24 protein-coding genes are annotated in these 18,841 nt (G+C 59.9%); 15 read left to right on the top strand and 9 right to left on the bottom strand.

Annotated elements, in window-relative coordinates; all coding sequences use genetic code 11:
* Positions 1 to 90: 90 nt before the first annotated feature.
* The 9 genes from P5706_RS24365 to P5706_RS24325 form a co-directional block, all read right to left on the bottom strand.
* The gene (locus P5706_RS24365) at positions 91 to 1,839 is read right to left on the bottom strand and encodes a DNA cytosine methyltransferase (RefSeq protein WP_285682322.1); all 1,749 of its coding nucleotides are present in this window, start codon (positions 1,837 to 1,839) and stop codon (positions 91 to 93) included.
* Positions 1,836 to 2,183: a hypothetical protein gene (locus P5706_RS24360; protein ID WP_285682320.1), complete on the bottom strand. Its 348-nt coding sequence runs from the start codon at positions 2,181 to 2,183 to the stop codon at positions 1,836 to 1,838. Before P5706_RS24360 ends, P5706_RS24365 begins: the two co-directional genes overlap by 4 nt.
* On the bottom strand, positions 2,180 to 2,722 hold the full coding sequence (locus P5706_RS24355) for a phosphohydrolase (protein WP_285682318.1): 543 nt from the start codon (positions 2,720 to 2,722) through the stop codon (positions 2,180 to 2,182). Before P5706_RS24355 ends, P5706_RS24360 begins: the two co-directional genes overlap by 4 nt.
* A complete protein-coding gene (locus tag P5706_RS24350) occupies positions 2,719 to 2,934 on the bottom strand; it encodes a hypothetical protein (protein WP_285682316.1) in 216 nt (71 codons plus the stop codon). Before P5706_RS24350 ends, P5706_RS24355 begins: the two co-directional genes overlap by 4 nt.
* A complete protein-coding gene (locus P5706_RS24345; protein WP_285682314.1) occupies positions 2,931 to 3,350 on the bottom strand; it encodes a hypothetical protein in 420 nt (139 codons plus the stop codon). Before P5706_RS24345 ends, P5706_RS24350 begins: the two co-directional genes overlap by 4 nt.
* 253 nt (positions 3,351 to 3,603) lie before the next feature.
* Complete coding sequence (locus tag P5706_RS24340; RefSeq protein WP_285682312.1) at positions 3,604 to 3,924, bottom strand: pyocin activator PrtN family protein; 321 nt, start codon at positions 3,922 to 3,924, stop codon at positions 3,604 to 3,606.
* 158 nt (positions 3,925 to 4,082) lie between these two features.
* Positions 4,083 to 4,367, bottom strand: a complete 285-nt coding sequence (locus tag P5706_RS24335; protein ID WP_285682310.1) for a phage antirepressor KilAC domain-containing protein — start codon at positions 4,365 to 4,367, stop codon at positions 4,083 to 4,085.
* Between the two features lie 9 nt (positions 4,368 to 4,376).
* Complete coding sequence (locus P5706_RS24330) at positions 4,377 to 4,967, bottom strand: hypothetical protein (protein ID WP_285682309.1); 591 nt, start codon at positions 4,965 to 4,967, stop codon at positions 4,377 to 4,379.
* Positions 4,968 to 5,280: 313 nt separating this feature from the next.
* Positions 5,281 to 6,003: a LexA family protein gene (locus P5706_RS24325; RefSeq protein ID WP_285682307.1), complete on the bottom strand. Its 723-nt coding sequence runs from the start codon at positions 6,001 to 6,003 to the stop codon at positions 5,281 to 5,283.
* Between the two features lie 76 nt (positions 6,004 to 6,079).
* Here P5706_RS24325 and P5706_RS24320 point away from each other — a divergent pair, with 76 nt between their 5' ends.
* From P5706_RS24320 to P5706_RS24250, 15 genes are all read left to right on the top strand, one after another.
* Entirely contained in the window at positions 6,080 to 6,337 is a 258-nt protein-coding gene (locus P5706_RS24320; protein ID WP_285682305.1) for a hypothetical protein, read from the top strand.
* Positions 6,338 to 6,664: 327 nt separating this feature from the next.
* Entirely contained in the window at positions 6,665 to 7,183 is a 519-nt protein-coding gene (locus P5706_RS24315) for a phage regulatory CII family protein (RefSeq protein WP_285682303.1), read from the top strand.
* A complete protein-coding gene (locus tag P5706_RS24310) occupies positions 7,176 to 7,403 on the top strand; it encodes a TraR/DksA family transcriptional regulator (protein ID WP_285682301.1) in 228 nt (75 codons plus the stop codon). Before P5706_RS24315 ends, P5706_RS24310 begins: the two co-directional genes overlap by 8 nt.
* A complete protein-coding gene (locus P5706_RS24305) occupies positions 7,393 to 9,609 on the top strand; it encodes a VapE domain-containing protein (RefSeq protein ID WP_285682299.1) in 2,217 nt (738 codons plus the stop codon). Before P5706_RS24310 ends, P5706_RS24305 begins: the two co-directional genes overlap by 11 nt.
* On the top strand, positions 9,602 to 9,967 hold the full coding sequence (locus tag P5706_RS24300) for a PA0613 family protein (protein WP_285682297.1): 366 nt from the start codon (positions 9,602 to 9,604) through the stop codon (positions 9,965 to 9,967). Before P5706_RS24305 ends, P5706_RS24300 begins: the two co-directional genes overlap by 8 nt.
* Positions 9,968 to 10,493: 526 nt before the next feature.
* Positions 10,494 to 10,838 (top strand): phage holin family protein, encoded by a 345-nt coding sequence (locus tag P5706_RS24295; RefSeq protein ID WP_285682295.1) that lies wholly within the window; start codon positions 10,494 to 10,496, stop codon positions 10,836 to 10,838.
* Between the two features lie 168 nt (positions 10,839 to 11,006).
* The gene (locus P5706_RS24290) at positions 11,007 to 11,609 is read left to right on the top strand and encodes a terminase small subunit (protein ID WP_285682293.1); all 603 of its coding nucleotides are present in this window, start codon (positions 11,007 to 11,009) and stop codon (positions 11,607 to 11,609) included.
* Positions 11,610 to 11,612: 3 nt separating this feature from the next.
* Complete coding sequence (locus P5706_RS24285; RefSeq protein WP_285682291.1) at positions 11,613 to 13,631, top strand: phage terminase large subunit family protein; 2,019 nt, start codon at positions 11,613 to 11,615, stop codon at positions 13,629 to 13,631.
* A gap of 1 nt (position 13,632) precedes the next feature.
* Complete coding sequence (locus tag P5706_RS24280; RefSeq protein WP_285682289.1) at positions 13,633 to 13,839, top strand: phage head-tail joining protein; 207 nt, start codon at positions 13,633 to 13,635, stop codon at positions 13,837 to 13,839.
* Positions 13,839 to 15,317 (top strand): phage portal protein, encoded by a 1,479-nt coding sequence (locus P5706_RS24275; protein ID WP_285682287.1) that lies wholly within the window; start codon positions 13,839 to 13,841, stop codon positions 15,315 to 15,317. Before P5706_RS24280 ends, P5706_RS24275 begins: the two co-directional genes overlap by 1 nt.
* Positions 15,314 to 16,468 (top strand): head maturation protease, ClpP-related, encoded by a 1,155-nt coding sequence (locus P5706_RS24270; RefSeq protein ID WP_285682285.1) that lies wholly within the window; start codon positions 15,314 to 15,316, stop codon positions 16,466 to 16,468. The genes P5706_RS24275 and P5706_RS24270 overlap by 4 nt, the downstream gene beginning before the upstream one ends.
* Positions 16,465 to 16,809, top strand: a complete 345-nt coding sequence (locus P5706_RS24265) for a head decoration protein (RefSeq protein ID WP_115947627.1) — start codon at positions 16,465 to 16,467, stop codon at positions 16,807 to 16,809. The genes P5706_RS24270 and P5706_RS24265 overlap by 4 nt, the downstream gene beginning before the upstream one ends.
* Before the next feature lie 62 nt (positions 16,810 to 16,871).
* The gene (locus P5706_RS24260) at positions 16,872 to 17,867 is read left to right on the top strand and encodes a major capsid protein (RefSeq protein WP_285682281.1); all 996 of its coding nucleotides are present in this window, start codon (positions 16,872 to 16,874) and stop codon (positions 17,865 to 17,867) included.
* A 2-nt stretch (positions 17,868 to 17,869) separates the two neighbouring features.
* Entirely contained in the window at positions 17,870 to 18,190 is a 321-nt protein-coding gene (locus P5706_RS24255) for a head-tail joining protein (RefSeq protein ID WP_285682279.1), read from the top strand.
* Positions 18,187 to 18,840, top strand: a complete 654-nt coding sequence (locus tag P5706_RS24250) for a hypothetical protein (protein ID WP_285682277.1) — start codon at positions 18,187 to 18,189, stop codon at positions 18,838 to 18,840. Before P5706_RS24255 ends, P5706_RS24250 begins: the two co-directional genes overlap by 4 nt.
* The last annotated feature ends 1 nt before the right edge of the window (position 18,841 follow it).

Raw genomic sequence — 18,841 nt, 5'->3', positions numbered from 1 at the left:
CCCGCGACTTGTTGCACTTGTCGCAAATGGTTTGTAGATCGAGAGGCGGCATTTGCCCGCGGCGGATTCGAACGGTTCGGCGGAGGCTGGTCATGCTGCCACCTCCAGCAACTCATCTTCGTCCTGATCTGCGTTAGCGTTGATCAGGGCCATCATCGGCCATGGTGATACTGAGTTGCCGACCATTAGCACCTGGTCCTTCTTGCTGAATCTGACGCCGTCGTGCCCGTGGTCGATCACGTAGTTATCGGGGAAGCCTTGGGCGCGGTACAGCTCCCGAGGCGTGAGCATGCGCATACCGATGTCGACGATCACGTATGGCGTGCCCCGGATCATGACAGTCACAAGAGCCAGCCGATCCCGTGTGGTGATTGTTGCGGCCGGGTCGCGCAAGTCATAGATATTGTCGCTGCCGTAGTAGCCCATAAGAAACGCGGCTACGCGTAGAGCGCCTTCTTCAGCTTCCGGTACGAGTGCATACTCGATCAGTGCGTGGTGCTCGGCACCCGCGCAAATGGTTGAGACCGGTTCGTTCATCGGTGTGCCCACGCAATTTTTTCGCAAGGTCAGCAGGTTCGCGGTCACCAGCTGCTGTTGGCTGCCTGTGGTTGTGATGGCGGTCAGAGGTTGTTCCGGGTGTCGGCCCAGTGTTTCGTTGAAGCCTCCGTTATGCTGCGCGATGTAGGCCACCGCCAACGCAAAGTGCCCGCCTTTGACCTTGGCGCAGATGGTGCCCAGTGGTGCGTCGGCTGACATATTGCGTTGGGTGGTCGCATTGGCGTGTTCGGTGAGGAATGGTGCCAGTTGCGGCGTTACCAGAGCGAAGCCGTGCGAGCCAGTTATGGTCTTGGTCGGATCTTGAACCGACTGGCAACGCGCCAAGTCGTTGCCTGAATGGTTGACGCTAACAATGAACGGATCGGCATGTTCGAGGACGTAGCGGCGTGCGCCTTTACGCACACGCTCCATGGTCTTAGCCACCAGCGGGCGACGTACACCTGCATCACGGCCTTCTTCTTTGCTGAGAAAGATGCTCGGGCAAGGGATTGACCAGTCAATGCAACTGGCGGCTGTCCGCCAGCCCTTCTGGCCCTTGGCCGGGGTCTTGAAGTGAGTCGGCTCTGGCCAGCGAAGCGGTTTTCCGTCGCATCGAGCGATCATGTACAACCGTTCGCGGGTAGTCGCGGCACCGAAATCACAAGCCCTGAGCTTTCCGTGCATCAGGTCGTAACCCATGTCTTTGAGGATCTGCAGAAAGCGGCGCCAGGTTTGACCTTTGCGCTGCGGATCGGGCACCAGGTACTGCTCCTGCACCGGAACGCGCTCGCCTGCGACTGCCACGCTTCCATCGCGGCGGACAACCCGACCTGTAACTTTGCACCGCTTGGCAATAAGTGGGCCCCATTGTAGGACCTGCCAGACATTCTCCATGGTGAGCATGCGCGGCCGAACTTGGCCTGCCCACTTTATGATGACCCACGACAATGAGCGGCTAGCGCTGCTGCGGGCTTGGCCACCGGCTGCAAGGCTGTGGTGGGTGCATTCGGGGCTGGCGTGCAGATGCGCGACTGGACGGTTACGAGTCGCCTTGCGTGGGCAGACCTCGTACACGTCAGTAATATAGTGCTCGGCACCTGGGTGGTTGCGCTTGTGCATGCTGATGGCTTTAGGGTTGTGGTTGATCGCAATGTCGACCGCTTTACCTGTTGCCATTTCTTGGCCCATGGTCGCACCTCCGCCACCAGCGAACAGGTCGACGCGGATCTCGCCGGCAAGGTCCAGGCCGAACTGGGTAATACAAGCGGTAACGATCGGTGAGGGAGTGAAGATCGATGTCATGATTTGCTCCGAGCATCAGCGTATCGATCGTCTGGCAGGATCTCGGGCAGGACCCAGTACTGCCGGCATGCTTCCGATTCTGGCAACGCATCCACGTAGCCTGAAACGTGCATATACCCCATGGCAGGCTGCGCGGGCGGGCGTTCCTGAGCGTTTAGCGTTGCATCAGTGAGCGCTGCCCCGCGCAGCTTTTCGTGGGGTATAAGTGCCTCGGCAGTGGCGCTGAGAGGGGCAATAATGCCTGCTGCTGCGCAGCAGAGACTGTTTGTTTCTAGCGTGTCGACACCAGTTGAGTTGCGGAGCAAAGCGGTCGATGTTTGGGTGGTGTTCTGGTCCATTTTCATGCCGCTTTCCTCCGGCGTTCGATAGCGAGTTGGTCCATCAGGCGCTGGTGAAACGTGAGCCGGGCTTCGGTGGCGGACCATGGGCGGACGGTTTCTGCCATGGGTTCGATGTCGATCAGGCAATCCCAGATGGTCGGGTCGGCTGGCATCAGGTCGCGGCGTTCAGTTGCCAGGGCGACAAGGTCGGCGTGGCGGACAGAGGCTGGTAGTTCTGAGGCGAGGTTGAAGCGGGTGCAGATGCGCTCCCAGATCCATTGCTCAACGTCCTGGTATGCATGCATCCATTGCTTCAGCGGTTGCACCATGTCGCCGATATAGGCCTCGGCCGCGTCGTGGAGGAGGGCCGCCAGCTTGTCCTGTTCGGGCACCAGGTCTGCGACCATGCAACTGTGTTGCGCCACGCTGTAGAACTCACGAGTGTGGCCGTTGAAACGGCATAGGTGAGCCAGCGAATGGACGATGTCACGTGGGTCGATTAAGTCGGCATCTGGTTCGTACAGGTCAAAGCGCTTGCCGGTGGCGGTGAGAATCTGGCTCATGCGGCCTCCTTGACCAGGTCCGCCAATAGCAAAGCGTTCTTGGTGTCTTTGTTCAGTTTGCGCAGGGCGTCATGGCCGATCAGCGTGGACAGCTGTCGGTCGAACTCCTTTCGGAAGCGTGTCGCTTCACGAAGCTCGGTCGAGGCCTTGGTCAGCTGTTGTTCCAGCTCACCGGCCGCTTGAGGGGTGAGGCGTAGGAGGGGGCGGTTCATGCTGCGGCCTCCTGCTCTGTTGGTTCCAGCAAGGCCGCCATGGCGAGCGCTTGCTCACGTAGAGCAATAGCGTCTCGTTCCAGTTTTTTACCGGTGCGAAATGCGGCGAATGTCTCAGCGGCGATCCTGAGTTTTTCGGCGATGGCCAGCAGGGTTTGCCGGTCTGGTTCTCCCAGTTTCGATGCGGCCAGCGCACGCTCATAATGGATGTACAGTTGCTTGTGGTGATCCCTTGCCTGGTCGAGCGAAAGCTCCAGGTTGCGGACGGTTTGCGAGTTGTCGGATTGCTGAATGGCCATACCCTCATCGATGCCCTCAAGTCGACCATCAATGAGGCCGCCGCGATAGCCGGCCCAGTAGGTGAGGCCAACGAGCAGGATAAGAACGATCAGTGCGCAGATCTGAATTGCAGTCATGTGGTGTGCTCCTAGTGTTTCGTTTGGCTGGTGGTGGCAGCCGTTGGAGGTTGTCTATTCGTCGTCAGGATCGGGTGGGTCGGCTAATCCGCACATCAGCTTGGCCTGGTACTGCATGTAACCTTCATCGAGTAAGGCGTCGTAACGCCGGTAGTCGACCGCAAGGAAGCAGCACTCAACGCAAAGGCGGTTCGCTGTTTCCTCCGCTGACAGTGGCGTTCGGCAGTGCCTGCATTGGCTGAGAAGTGACATGTCACGCCTCCGATTTACCGGTTGATGGTCGTGGCATGTCTTCATCTGCCTTGTAGGCGCGGATGTCGATCAATGCAGCAACGTGTTTGATATGGGCATACCTCAAAGCCTTCACGCTTTCGTCGATGGTCGTCACCGGGAGTTGAATCCGCCCGCTGTTGATGGCTTCCGAAAACGTCTTCTCGTTGAGGTTTCTGAAGTAACGTTCGCGCAACTCTTCAAGAGGGATAAGCACATCGCCAAAGATTTGGTGCAGCATCTCGACGGTGGAGCTGTCCGGTGCGGGAAGTAGTCGCAGCGGTGTTTGGTTGGAATTACTCATGGGCTAGCTCGGCCTCCTTGCGTTTGAGTCGTGACGGGTGATTCCAGGCATTCAGGCAGTGGCGCTTGGTTAGCTCCCGCAGATGTTCAGGCACTACGAGGAGCGCGGCGTTGCGCTCCTCGCGTGTGCGCATGGCAACGATCTGGCGGGCGTATTCCCTAGGCCACGTCACGGTTGTCGACCGGAATAGCGGGCAGTTCGAGGCCCAGTTGCTCAGCTAGCCAGCGCATGCCGGCTTGCCTGATCTTGGTCGACTGGCTGTATTGCATGCCCGCGGTTTCGTGGTACCAGGTGCCGTCCTTGATCCGCAGGTACTCGCGGTCGCGAACCGGGAATGCCGGCAGGTTGCGGTCGTTGAGAAGGCCTTTCTCACGCATGAGCGCGATCAGCTTTGGTCGGGTGAGGCCGAAGTACTTGGCGGCTTTTTCCAGGCTACGTTCCATCTCGGCCTCCTAGGCTGCATGCGCGGCAGGAGTCGCCACGGCAGCCAAGTGGTTGATGGATTCGGCTACTTGCTCATAGATCTCGGCATCGCTACCGCACACGGTGAAGCACTTTGTGCGCGGACGCTTCACGCCGATGCTCATGATGGTGGTAACGCCTGGGCGCGTTTGGGTGCGATGGATGGCGACGTGGATGGGGAGATCGAAACCCATGTCGAGGCTCAACGCGCCGCCGGTGCGTACAAGCTCGAATACCTGCTGCCGGTGCTCGACATCAAACTGTGCGTATTGGCGGCTAGCGTGGGGGACGCTCAGTAGGTCGGCGGTATCGCTGGGGTCGAAAGGGCCGTTGGCGATCTCTTCGATGAAGTCGGCCAGCTTGAGGTGCATCTTTTTTTCGTTCTGCAAAGTCAGCGTGTGGCGTTCGATGCCCAGTTCGACGGTGAAGAGGGTATCAGTAGTGCTGCGCTCCACTTTCAGACGAAACGCCAATGCATCGCGCTGTGGCATCGACCGTAGAGTGTGATTAAAGGTCTCGTTCAGATTGACCTGGGCTTTGAGCAATTGCAGGGTGCGGTTGTCGAGTTTGAACTTGCTCATGCTGCACGCCCTCCGTCGTTCGGATTGAGCGGCGGAGGGGCGTTGCGAGTGGCCAGCTTAGGTTTGGACGGCACGAAAGTGCAGCCGCCGTGGATGGCCAGGCGGCGAACTTCAAAGATGAAAAACGGGGACGCTACTGCCGGATGCGCATGGATGGTTGCAGTGGTGTGCATGGTGTTGCCTCGCTCTGTGGTGGAAGAGTGAGGCAAATATCAACCAGTGGTTAAATTAAGTCAACAACTGTTAGGTGAAATTATCTGACTGCCTTGAGTGAAAACCAGTCAGATTTTTAGGTGTGGCATGAAGGTACTTGTCATTCTGGGGTAAACGCACCGACCACTTTCCCGCATATCTGCATCTCTTCGGTCATTTCGATGATTGGATATTGAGGGTTGATGGGCTTCAAATAATGCTTTCCTGCGTCCTTCACGAAGACTTTGAAGGTTGCTTCATTGCTGCTGGGTAACGTAGCAATAACACGATCACCATTGTTAATCGAAAGCTCAGGATCAACAAAAATGATGCAACCCGCCGGATAGCTTCGTCCTGGCCCGTTATTTGTCATGGAATCGCCTACTACGCGCAGTGCATAACCCGAGCTGCTGATGCTGACGGGGCATGGAAGCCATTGCTCTGCATGAATAGACTCAATGCTAGGTGGCACCTCACACCAAGCACCGGCTTGAACCCAGGAAATAAGTGGAACCTTGGACATATCAGAGACAACAGGGCTGACATTTCCAGCTATCTCATTACCCGCAGAGCCGACTTGATTAGGGAAAACTGGCATCACGCCATGCTCAAGCCATTCCCGACGACACCCCAGCCATTCCGCCAATACGGTCAGACTGTCTAGCTCCGGTATGGCGGCCCCGTTAAGCCATTTACTAACGGCCTGAGCGGTTTTAGTGACCCCTCTAGATTTCAATTGCTGAATGATGTCAGCGCCTCTACCTCGCTGGCGGATGCCTTTGGAGTCAAGGGCTGCGTGAAGGCGTTCGGCGAACATGTCGCGCATGGTTTCTTTATCAATCATAGGTTGATGATCACACGAGGGTTGCTAATCTGTCAGTTGAACTTTATTATCAACCGACAGTTGAATGGAGGTTCATATGCTCGACCCGCAAAACTTCCCTAACGCTATTGCGTTCGCCTTTGAGGCTGTAGGAGGAATCGGTGCGGCGGCCAAAATTTGCGGTAGGAGCTACCAGGCTCTTAACAAATGGCGGTTGGCAGCTTCACTGCCACGCACGGATTACACCGGTGAAACAGAGTACGCAAAGCTTTTAGCTGCTGCGGCGGTTGAAAAAGGTAACCCCTTCGAGGCTGCATGGTTGTTGGGCAAATCCGCTCCACAAAAAGCGGATTAGAAAAAAGGCGACCCAAGGGCCGCCCAGTTCCTCCCGGCACGCACCACCACAGCGCTGTCGGGTCGCGATAAAGATAGACGGGCACACCACATGCAAACCGTCGATTTTTACCGCGCTTTCCAAGGCTCGGAAGCCTTGGTGTTGCTGCCTTTTCCACCACAGATTGGGCAGCTGTTGCGCCAGGGGTGAACAACGGATTGTTCGCCCCGGCACGGTGCCGGTGTTGATCCTGAAGATCTAGCCGGCGTTTGGGCCCTTTCAAGCCACGCGGCAAATGTATCACCACTGCATGTCGCGCGGCACTGGCAACTTATAAGGATTAATGCCATGAGCCGTATCGCTCTGAGTTCTGTTGAGCGGGCGCAGCGGGAAGTTCTGCCGCTCGATCTCGCGCTTTACCATGCTGCTCGGGACTACCCCGGCGGCGCTGCTGCTATCGCCGCCACCACCGGCAGAAACGCTACCACGCTACAACACAAACTCTCCCCAACCCATCCCAGTCACACAGTGAACATTCAGGAGTTCGGCGAGATCCTGGAGCTGACCAAGGACCGTCGCATTCTCGATGCTGTGCATGCGCTGGTCGGCGACACGGTCTGGCAGGAATTGGCCGAAGCCTACACCAACGATATGCCCGAGACCTTGACTACTGGTATCGCTGTATACCTTCGCCAGGTGGCCGATCTGACTGTGGTTTGGGCCAAAAGCATTGGCGACGGCAAGGTGGATGATGGTGAGTTGGCCGAGATACGTCAGCAGGTGTTTCGCGGCATCCAAGGGCTTCTTGGAATGTTCAACCGCGCCGCGTACGTCAATCAGAAAACGCGGGGTGCAGACCTTGGCTGATATTGCTGATTTTGCCAATGACCTGGTGCAGGAGCGTCTTGATCAGGCCCTTGCTGCACGTAACGCCGCCAAGCCTGCCTTGGCGGCGCATTCGTTTCTGTTCTGCGAGAGCTGCGACGAGCCTATTCCTGAGCCGCGCCGGTTGGCTCAATTGGGTTGCACTCAGTGCTTGAGCTGTCAGTCCATCGACGAAGCGCGGGAGGCTCGCCATGCTCGATGAGGTATTGGGGCAATTCGCAGACTACGGCCTCGAACCTGAGCAACCGTTGGTATTCGGCAAACTGACCCGCTGCAAAACCTCCCAGGACAAGGGCAAGGAAAAAAACGGTTGGTATGTGGTCCATGAGCACCGCACCGAAAAGAACGAAACACTGATCTTTGGCAGTTTCGGTGACTGGCGCACCGGCGAGACTCAAAAAATCAAGGTCAAGGCCGGGCGTATGAGCCCTGAAGAGCGCGAGGTCATGCGCGCTCGTCAGGAAGAGGCAAAGCGCAAGGCCTCTGAGATCGCGGCCAACGCGGCACGTCGAGCGGCCAACCGTGCTGCTGGTCTGTTCAAGCGCATGCCTGAGAAGGGCAAGAGCGCATATTTGGATCGAAAGCAGATCGTCGGCTTCAAAGTTCGCTATGCGCCCCGTACTGGCGCATTTTTAGTGCCTATGTGCAACGTGCGGGATCAGATCGTTGGCCTGCAGGTAATCTTCCCGGCAAAGCAAGAAGACACCGGGCGTGACAAAGCCTACTGGCCCGCTGGTATGTCGAAGGAGGGCGCATTCCATTTGATAGGCCCGCACCCTGAACCGGGGGAGCCGGTGTTGGTCTGTGAGGGGTACGCCACGGGCGCTAGCCTGCACATGGCGACGTCGCTGACGGTGGCTATCGCCTTTGATGCGGGCAACCTGCTACCGGTCTCCAAGGCCATGCGTGAGCGTTTTCCTGGTTGTCCGTTGATCCTCTGCCGGGACGATGACTGGAAAACCAAACGCCCCAATGGCGAGCCTTGGAACCCAGGTGAAGAAAAGGCCAACAACGCGGCGTTAATCGTCGGCGGCCAGGTGGTCGGGCCCGTCTTCTCGGGCGAGCGTGAGATCAAGTGGACCGACTTTAACGACCTGCACATTGCCGAAGGTTTGGAGGCGGTCCGCCGTCAGGTGTTGGCGGTGGTCAAACCTCCTGCAGCGGGTGGTTGGAAGGATCAACTGGCCCGCACCGAAAACGGCTCCCTGATCGCACACATGCAAAACGTCGAGCTGATCCTGGGCAATGACGAACGTTGGGCCGGTGTCATTGGCTACAGCGTGTTCAGTTCCAAAATCGTCAAGTTGCGGTCTGCGCCCTTTGGCGGCGGTGCCGGCGATTGGGCCGACATCGATGACATGCGGGTGATGAAGTGGCTCGCGCAGCAGTACAACCTGCGGGTCAAAGCGTCCCATGTGATCGAGGCGGTCAGCGTGGTTGCCCACGACCATTCTTTTCACCCTGTGCGCGAGTATTTGGAGAAGCTGGAGTGGGACCGCGTGCCTCGGCTGGAAAGCTGGTTGACCGATGTGCTGGGCGTCCAGGCCAGTGAGTACTCGGCCAAGGTTGGTAAGCGTTGGCCGATCTCGGCAGTGGCTCGGGTCATGCGCCCAGGCTGCAAGGCCGACTCGGTGATGATTCTCGAAGGCGGACAGGGTGAGGGTAAGTCCACGGCCATGGGCATTCTCGGTGGCGAGTGGTTTATGGACACGCCGTTTGCCCTTGGCGACAAGGACAGCTTCCAAGCGATACGCGGCAAGTGGATCGTCGAACTGGGGGAGCTGGACAGCTTCAACAAAGCCGAAAGCACCAAGGCCAAGCAGTTCTTCTCGGCCTCCACCGACACCTACCGAGAGAGCTACGGCCGCAGAACGAACGACGTGCCACGCCAGTGTGTATTCGTGGGTACTACCAACCAAGAGGAATACCTCAAGGACGCCACGGGCAACCGGCGTTACTGGCCGGTGTTCTGCAACAAGGTCGATCTGGAAAAGCTGCGTGAGATCCGCGACCAGCTGTGGGCAGAGGCGGTGTTCTGTTTCGAGGCCGGCGATATCTGGTGGGTGACCAAGGACGAGTCGTGGATGTTCGCCGAGGCACAGGACGAGCGCTTTGTGGTTGACGAGTGGGAAGGGCCAATCCTGACCTGGTTGGAAGAATCGCAGATCGGCGAGACCGCTACGGGCAACGAGATTCTGACCCAGGCGCTCAAGCTCGATTTCGGGCATTGGGGTAAGCCTGAACAGATGCGAGTTGGCGCGATCATGCACCGGCTGGGCTGGCGCAAGAAGCGTATGCCGGCGTTGGCAAAAAGCGGTGTCCGCCAGTGGGCCTATCAGAAGCCCGCAACGTGGGGGCGAGCGTCTGCATTGCAGCAGGCGGTGGTAGAGGAGCCTTGCTTTGATTAAGCGAATTGATGAGATGCTCAAGCTTTGGGCGCAGGATCTGCATTCGCCGATTCCTGAAACCTATGGTGGGGCGAGTGGCGGCAACATGATTGCCATGTTGATGGAGTGCAAGGGCGAGCTGATACGTGGCACGCGGGGGAGTCGGGTGCTGCTGGACGAGTCGGCGGATATTGAGCTGATCGTCAACAAGCATCTGCCGGCGCAGCTGTCGGTGGTGGTGTGGGAGCATTACTGCAACCACGAAAGCTTTCTGTCACAGAAGTACACCCACTGTGGTTGCAGTCGCGATACCTATTATCAGCGTCTGCATGAAGCGCATCTGCACATCGCTGGTCTGTTGATGGGGAAGGCTGCATGACCCTTGGCGTTGCTCCGCGTGCCTTTGTCCTACTGTCCGGCCTTGTCCGACTGCCATTTAAGGCAGTTGGACAGGTGCAGGCCGCGCCGTTGTTGGGCTGTCCTACTGTCCAACCTTTGCCCGCACCATGCACACGTAAGCATAGCGGGCACGTAGTCGCGCCCATGACGCGAACGCGTGCTTTTAGCTTTCTCTCTATACACAAGGAAAAGTTAAATAAGGTAGGACAGTAGGGCAGAGCCCCGAATTTAGGCGCTTGTAGCTGTCCTACTTCGACTTAAGATAGTGGGACAAGTAGGACCGGGCACCAGAAGCAATAGCCGAATGAATGCGTTGTCCCTTCGTTGTGCCCGCGTTATACCCGTGTTGCACCCGTATTGATCCATGGCATTAAAACTCGCTTGCTGCCACCGGAATCCACCTGTAAAAAGTACCCATCTTCGATAGGTGCGACCGCAAAGAGCGGCAGGCACCACACACCAAACCCGGCCATTGCGCCGGGTTTTTGCGTTTATGGAGTAGGGCGATGACGAACGAGCAGCAAGCGCTGGCAGAGATGCCAATCTGGTTAGTGATCGTCCTGGCTTTGGTCGGCGGCGTGTCGGGCGAGATGTGGCGGGCGGACAAGGACGGGGCGCGGGGCTGGGTATTGTTGCGACGCCTGGCGCTGCGGTCGGGTGCCTGCATTGCCTGCGGGGTGTCGGCGATGATGTTGATGATCGCTGCCGGCATGTCGATCTGGGCGGCGGGCAGCTTGGGTTGCCTGACCGCGATGGCCGGCGCCGATGTCGCCATCGGGTTGTACGAACGCTGGGCGGCCAAGCGGCTGGGGGTCTGCGAGGTGCCGCCAGCGGGTGGCGAACAGGGATGAGGTTTCCCGCCCGGGCCGCCGAAAATCTCCGGGGACCCTGGGGTTATCCGGCGGGTACGGGGTCGGAAACCCGCGGGAAAGTGTTAGAGGCAGGGTTGCCAGCTTACTGAAATTCAATCCATTGAAATTGAAAGGTTTGCATTGAAAAGCCGTTGAAAAGGAGGGCTTATGACAGAACCAATTTACCTGTCAAAGAGCGCCTTCGCGGCTCGGATCGGCAGGGCACCCAGCTACATCACCTGGTTGAAAAACAACAACCGTCTGGTACTCACCGCCGACGGTAAACAGGTCGATGTCACGGCCAGCGAAGCGTTGATTCGCGACACAGCTGACCCGAGCAAAGCCGCCGTTGCTGATCGGCATCACCAGGATCGGCTGCAGCGTGACGTGTACAGCCAGCTGTCCAGCCAGGTTGAACCAACTGCAATGGCTGCGCCGCCGCCAGTGATTGCCCCTAGCGGGCAGTTGCCGGACTTCCAGAAAGCGCGTGCCCTGCGCGAACACAACCTGGCCCAGCTCGCCGAGATCGAGTTGCACAAGGCTAAGGGCTCACTGGTGTTCGCGACGGCGGTGCAGACGGGCGCTTACAACGCTGGCCGCATGTTGCGCGATCAATTGCTGGGCATGCCGCCGCAGCTGGCTCCCGAACTGGCGTCGATGACAGACCCTTGGGAAATCGAAAAGCACCTGACGGCGGCGATCCGTCGCTCGCTGGAAGATGCCGAGCGCATGTCCTCAGCGGACCTAGAACATGTACTGACTACGAGTTGACCTATGCCCACGGACATTCCTGACGGTGCAGAGGTGTACCGCGAGGCATATTTCCGTGGGCTGCGGCCCGACCCGGATGTCTGGATCGATCAGTGGGCCGATGAGTACATGCGCATCCCGCGTGACACCGGCGCCGCTGAGCCCGGCCAGTACCGAACCTCGCGCACACCGTATGCCCGCGAACCCATGCGTTGCCTGTCGCCGGCTCACCCGTGCAAGCGGGTGATCACCATGGTCGCGTCGCAATTGATGAAAACCCAGATCGGTCTGAACTGGATCGGTGGCCTGATGCACATGGCGCCGTCGAACATACTGGCGCTGTTGCCCAGTCTAGGCCTGGCCAAGCGGGTGTCGTCGCGGATCGGCAAAACCATCAAGGCGACACCGGTATTGCGCGAGCGTGTCGCGGCCAACCGCTCTCGGGACTCGCGCAATACCATGGACACCAAGGAGTTCGAGGGTGGGACGTTGTACGTCACCACCGCCGGCTCGGCGGCCAACCTGTCGGAGCTGTCGGCGCGCTACGTGTACGGCGACGAGATCGACCGCTGGGAAGTGGACATCGGCGAGGAGGGCGACCCCATCGAGCTGGCCGAAACCCGGGGCAGTACCTTCGGTCGCAACGCCAAGTTCTACTTTTCCAGCTCGCCCACGATCAAGGGCGCCTCGCGAATTTCCGACCTGTTCGACGGCAGTGACCAGCGTCACTACTACGTGCCGTGTCCGAGCTGCGGCCACATGCAAACCCTGGAATGGGAGCGCCTGCATTACTCGAAGGATTACAGCGTGGTGCACTACCAGTGCGCTGGTCCTGACTGCGACGTGCTGATTGAGGAGTTCCACAAGGGCGAAATGCTCACCAACGGCGAGTGGCGAGCCCACGCCGAAGGCGATGGTGAGACAGTCGGCTTTCATCTCAATGCGCTGTATTCGCCCCTCGGTTGGATGGACTGGAAGTCGCTGGCCAAACAGTTTGAAAAGGCCAAAAAGGCCCAGGCTAAAGGTGACCTTGAACCGATGCAGGTGTTCTACAACACCCGTCTGGCCAAGGTGTGGGACAGCGCGCAGGAGCAAACCAAGGCCGACACCTTGCGAAAACGGGCACGCTTGGAGCTCTTCGGACTCGGTTCGATGCCGCCTGCAGTGTTGATGATCACCGGTTCGGTCGACGTGCAGGCCAACCGCCTGGAGTTCATGGCCATGGGCTGGGGCGTTGGCATGGAGCGCTGGGTCATCGACTACCAGATCGTCTCGGGCGACCCTGCCGATGAGCGCACCTGGGCCGCACTGGACGAACTGCTCAAGGCCAAGTACCGCCATCCGTGCGGTGTCGGTCTCGGCATTCTTGCAGTAGCGGTCGACTCCGGTGGCCACCACACTGACGAGGTTTACCAGTTCTGCCGCGTGCGCCGCTGGCGCAATGTGTTCGCCATCAAGGGTGCCAGCAAACCCGGAAAACCGGTCATTGCTCAGCGCCCGTCCATGGTCGACGTGACCTGGAAGGGCCAGACCGAACGCAACGGCGCCGAGCTGTGGTTCGTCGGTACCGATACCGCAAAGGACTGGATCTACAACCGCTATCCATTCGAAGCCGGCCCGGGCGCATTGCACTTCGCCAATGACCTGCCCGACGACTTCTTCGATCAGTGCGTCGCGGAGCGCAAGGTGGCGCGCTACATCCGTGGCCACAAGCGCATCGAATGGGTCAAGGGCAAGGCCGAGCGCAACGAAGCGCTCGACCTGATGGTGTACTGCCTGGCCATGGCACATTACCTGGGCCTCAACCGCTACAAGGAACACGACTGGGAGCGGGTGCGTCAGTCTCTGGCGCAGTCAGGCTTGTTCGACGACGCACTGGGTATCAAGCCCGTGCAAGGCGAGCGCCTCAGCAACACCGAGCAGGCTACCCCCGCGGTACCACAACCGGCTCCGCAACCCGCTGCTCCTGTCGTGCCATCACGACCTGCAGCATCGCCACCTCAACGCCGCAGTTCCAGCAGCGGTTACCTGAAGAGACGCTGATATGTCATTTACCCAAAAGCACCTCGATGCGGTTGAGGCGGCCATCGCGCGCGGTGAAAAAATCGTGCGTTACACCGACCGTACCGTGGAATACCGCTCTGTCGACGAGCTGCTCAAAGCCCGTGACGAGATCCGCACCTCGCTGGTGAACTCGGCCGGGCCGCGCTCTCGCGTCGTTCGGCTTTACCACGGAGGCAAAGGACTCTAATGGCCCGCTATCCGACGCTCACCCGTAACGGATTCGTGTTGCCGTCGAACATCAAGGCCAGTTACGAAGGCGCCGGAGAGGGCCGCCGCTCTACTGGCTGGGATGCCACGGACAACGGGATCAACAGCATCAACACCCCGGCGCTGCGCAATCTGCGCTCACGCTCGCGGGCAGCGGTTCGCAATGACCCGTATGCCTACAACGTGATCGACAAGCGTGTCAGCAACTTGATCGGTACTGGTATCACACCGCGACCGAAAACCGACAACGAAGCCCTGCGCAAATTGCTGCAGGAACTTTGGGACGACTGGGTCGATGAGTCGGATGCCGATGAGCGCACTGACTTCAACGGTCAGCAGGCATTGGTCGCCCGCACGGTGGAAACCTCGGGCGAGTGTTTTGTTCGGTTGCGTCCGCGTGGCTTGGACGAAGGCCTCGCGGTGCCGTTGCAGCTGCAAATCCTGGCCCCGGAGTTTGTCCCGCATGACAAGTTCGAGACCACCCGTGATGGCAACTTTATCCGCGCCGGCATCGAGTTCACCCCCGGCGGCAAGCGCGTGGCGTACTGGATGTACCTGGCGCATCCACGCGATGCCTCGTCGCTGAATGCGGGTTACAACCAGCTGGTGCGAGTGCCGGCCGCCCAGGTACTGCACATCTTCGAACCGGTCGAACCGGGCCAGTTGCGCGGCGTGCCGCGCTTGTCGCCGGTGCTCAAGCGCCTTCGCAGCCTAGATAACTACGACGACGCGGTGCTGTTCCGGCAAGAAGTGGCCAACCTGTTTGCCGGCTTCATCAGCCGGCCAGCCCCGGATTCCGGCCTCGTGCCAAGGGACCCGGTCACCGGCCAGCCTCTGAGCCTGGATCGCGACGGCTTCACGCCGATGGTCGCGCTGGAGCCCGGCACGATGCAGGAGCTGGGGCCGGGTGAAGAGGTTGAGTTCTCAAAGCCACCGGACGCGGGCAACAACTATCCCGACTTCATGCGGCAGCAACTGATGGCGGCGGCAGCGGGTACGGGAACACCGTACGAGATCCTCACCGGCGACATGCGCGAGGTCAACGACCGGGCGCTGCGTGTGGTACTCAACGAATTCCGCCGTCGTCTGGAGCAACTGCAATTCAGTGTGTACGTGCACCAGCTGTGCCGCCCAGTCCGGGCGGCCTGGATGGACATGGCCGTACTGTCAGGTGTCCTCCAGCTGGATGACTATGCCCAGCGACGCCGCGAGTACCTGCGCACCCGTTGGGTACCGCAAGGCTGGGCCTACATCCAACCGGTACAGGACGTGCAGGCCCGGCGAATGGAAGTGCAGGCCGGCTTCGCCTCACGCAGTGAAATGGTCCTGCGTACCGGCTATGACGCAGAAACGGTCGACGCGGAAAACGCCGCCGATCTGGCCCGGGCCACCGCGCTTGGCCTCAATTACACCACTCTTGAAGCGTTCGTCCCCGTCGACGACAAGGAGCAACCATGAGCAAGAAGGCGCGGCCACGCGTTTATAACCGGGCGGGTCAACGCGTGCCGGTGCAGGACAAGACCTGGTACGCGCTGCAGGCCAGCGGCGAGGCTGCCGAGCGGGTGATCGAAGTGTTTGTCTATGGCGAGATCGGCGCCTGGGGCATTACCGCGAATCAGTTTGTGCAAGACCTGCGCGCCATGGACGACGGCGTTTCGCCGGTGATCGCCGCCTTCAACAGCATCGGTGGTGACCTGTTCGACGGGCTGGCGATGCACAACGCGCTGTCACGGTTGGGCGAGCGCTGTACCGGTCGCATTGACGCGTTGGCGGCCAGTGCCGCCAGCGTGGCGGTATGCGGCGCACACCGCGTCGTGATTGCATCCAACGCCATGCTGATGATTCACAACCCATGGACCTACGCGGCCGGTGATGCCGACGACTTTCGCAAGGTGGCCGACGTCCTCGATCAGACGATGGAAGCCATCATTGCGGCCTACAAGGCCAAGGCGCCGGACATCGATGAGGAGGAGTTGCGGCGCTTGGTTGCCGCTGAAACCTGGTTGACCGCCAGTGAAGCGGTGGCTTTGGGGTTGGCCGATGAAGTCGGTGATGGTGTCACGGTGAAGGCTTGCCTCGGCCAGGGTGCTGTGTTGCAGCGTTACCAGCACGCGCCGGCCGAATTGCTCGCCCAGTTGGACGAGCCACCCGAGCCGGATCCCGAGTTGGAGCCGGACGATCCGCCCTTGGTACCGCCGGTGGTTGATTCGGCCAAGCTGGCCCTGATGATCACGCAGCGTTGTACCGAAGCGGGCATCAGCAACCTGGTCGAGCCGCTGCTCCGCTCCACCCGGCTTGAAAGCGAAGAGGTCGTCCAGGCCGGCCTGACGCGGGCCAAGGCCGTGAACGACCTTTGTGTGGCTGCGCGCTTGCCGGAGTTCAGCGTCGAGTATGTCGCGGCGGGCCTGGACGTTGCGGCGGTCCGAGCGCGCCTGTTCGACAAGATCGTCAGCAGCGGCAAGGGCTTCGAAATTGACAACAGCTTGCCGCTGAACAATGACCCCGCACCGCAGGTGCAGGCCAAACAACCTGATCCCACTTCGATCTGGGCCGCTCGACAAGCCGCTCAATCTGGAACTGCGCATGGCGCGAAAGGAGCAAGAGCATGACCATCAAAAAAGAACCGATCCACGCCGGTGAGTTTCTGCTGTCCGAAGGGGCCGGGAACATCTCGCGTGAAGCGATCAACGTCGCCGCCGGTCCCGCGCTGGAGCCAGGTCAGATCCTCGGCCTGGTAACGGCCACCGGTGAGTTCGCACCGTACGCTCCGGACGCAGAAGACGGCAGCGAGACGGCCGTCGCTATTCTCTTCGGTCCGTTGGGCGAGTCGGATGTGGTGCGCCGGGGGCGTGCAGTGGTGCGGCTGGCGGAAGTCAGCGAAGCCCATCTGACCGGGTTGGATCTGGACGCTGAAAAAGCGCTGGCCACTCATTTTCTGATCGTTCGCTAAGTCGATCACCCAACTTCATGCACCCCGCTATGCGCGCGGTTTTTCATTTCTGGAGAGTACCCATGGCCGAGATCGCCATTTTCGACGACGAAGCGTTTACTGTTACCGCGCTGACCGCCGCACTCAACGACCAACCCTACCTGCCGGGCCGCATTAGTGCCCTGGGCCTGTTCCGTGAGGAAGGCATCACCACCCTGACCGTGCAGATCGAAAAGGACGGCGACACCCTGGCGCTGGTGCCTGCCGGTGAGCGAGGTGGTTCTGGTCTGGTAGTCGCGGCCAGCAAGCGCAACCTGATCCCGTTCAACACCGTCCACCTGCCGGAGCGCTTCACCATCAAGGCTGACGAGATCCAGGGTATTCGTGCCTTCGGTACTCGTACCGAGCTGCAGGCGGTGCAGGACGTGGTCAATGCCCGCCTGGCCAAAGCGCGCCGTCAGTTGGATGCCACGCATGAATTCCAGCGTATGGGCGCGCTCAACGGCCTGATCCTCGATGCCGATGGCTCGACGGTGCTGTTGGACCTTTACGATCGCTTCGGTGTGTCGCGTCAAAAGTTGCCCATGGGCTTGGCGGATCCGAGCACCGAACTGCGGGTTAAATGCGGCGAAGCATTGGACATGCAAGAAGATGCGCTCGGCAGTGTGACTAGCACCAGTTCCCGCGCCTTCTGCGGCAAGAACTTCTGGAACAAGCTGATCGTCCATAAGTCGGTCAAGGAAACCTACCTCAACAGCCAGCAGGCGGCGGCTTTGCGTGGTGACGCCCGTGAAAGTTTCGAGTTCGGCGGCATTATCTGGGAGCGCTACCGTGGCAAGGTGGCCGGTGTCTCGTTCGTACACGACGACAAGGCGTTGCTGGTCCCTGAAGGTGTGCCGGATCTGTACATCTCGGTGTTTGCGCCGGCTGACTACATGGAAACGGTCAACACCCAGGGCATTCCTTACTACAGCATGATCGAGCCGCTGCCGTTCAACAAAGGCATGGCCGGTGAAGCCCAGTCCAACCCGTTGCACCTGTGCACGCGGCCCCGCGCGCAGATCCTTCTGGAGCTCTGACCGTGGCGTTCCGTGACCTGGTCGCCGAGGTCGACGCGGTGGTGTTCGAAACGCTGGGCGACAGCGCACGGATCGAAGGCCGGGACGAGCCGGTGCTCGGTATGTTTGCCGCGCCCTGGCTGCAGCCGAAGTTCGGCAAGCTCAACACCGGGTTGCGTGAGCCTCGTTTCGAAATCCGTGTCAGCGATTCCCACGGTCTGGAGCAGGGCCTGTTGGTCAGCATTGATCTACCGGCCTTGGACGGCGGTGGCGACTATGACCTGCTGCAGCTGGAGCCCAGCGGAGACGGATTGGTCGCTTTGATCCTGAGGATGCGTGCATGAGCGTTGGTAGCTACTACAAGTCCTCGGCCGGCGGTGGGATGGTCACCCTTCAGTCGTCGGCGGCGGATCTGCAAGCGTTCCAGGACTTCGCCAAAGTGGTGCCCAAGGCGGCCGCCGCCGCGCATCGCCGAGCGATCAATAAGACGCTGGGCTGGTTGCGCACGCACATCGCCCGGGCGGTCAGTCGACAGGAGCGCATCGCCGTTGCGGCGGTGCGTCAACGGTTGCGCAGCTACCCGGTCACCGGTGGGGCCATGAGCGGCAAGCTGTGGTTTGGCTTGAACGCCATCGAGTCCAGCCGGATCGGCCGCGCGCGGCAGACTGGCAGCGGTGTGTCGGTGGCCGGGCGGCGGTACCAGGGGGCGTTCCTTAAACAGGTCTACGGCAACAAGCCAGATATCTGGATCCGCACCGCGAGCAAGCATTTCAACGCGGAGGAATACCCCGACAGTACGGTGTCTTCAGGGCGCGGGCCGAGCTCGGGGTGGGTCGCTGAAAATGGCAGCCGGTTTCCACTGGCCAAGGCCAAGGTGTCCTTGGAACAGGCGCGACCACACTTCGAAAGTTGGGTGCGCAAGGCGGACGAACGTTTGCTGCAGATCCTGCAGCAGGAACTCAACTTCGAGCTGCAAAAGTACCTGAGGAGTTAGC

This window comes from Pseudomonas sp. ChxA, assembly GCF_030263855.1.
In the GTDB taxonomy this organism is placed as follows: Bacteria; Pseudomonadota; Gammaproteobacteria; order Pseudomonadales; family Pseudomonadaceae; genus Aquipseudomonas; species Aquipseudomonas fluorescens_CB.
Note: the sequence above shows the minus strand (reverse complement) of the source record. Positions and strands in the feature narration are given on the sequence as shown.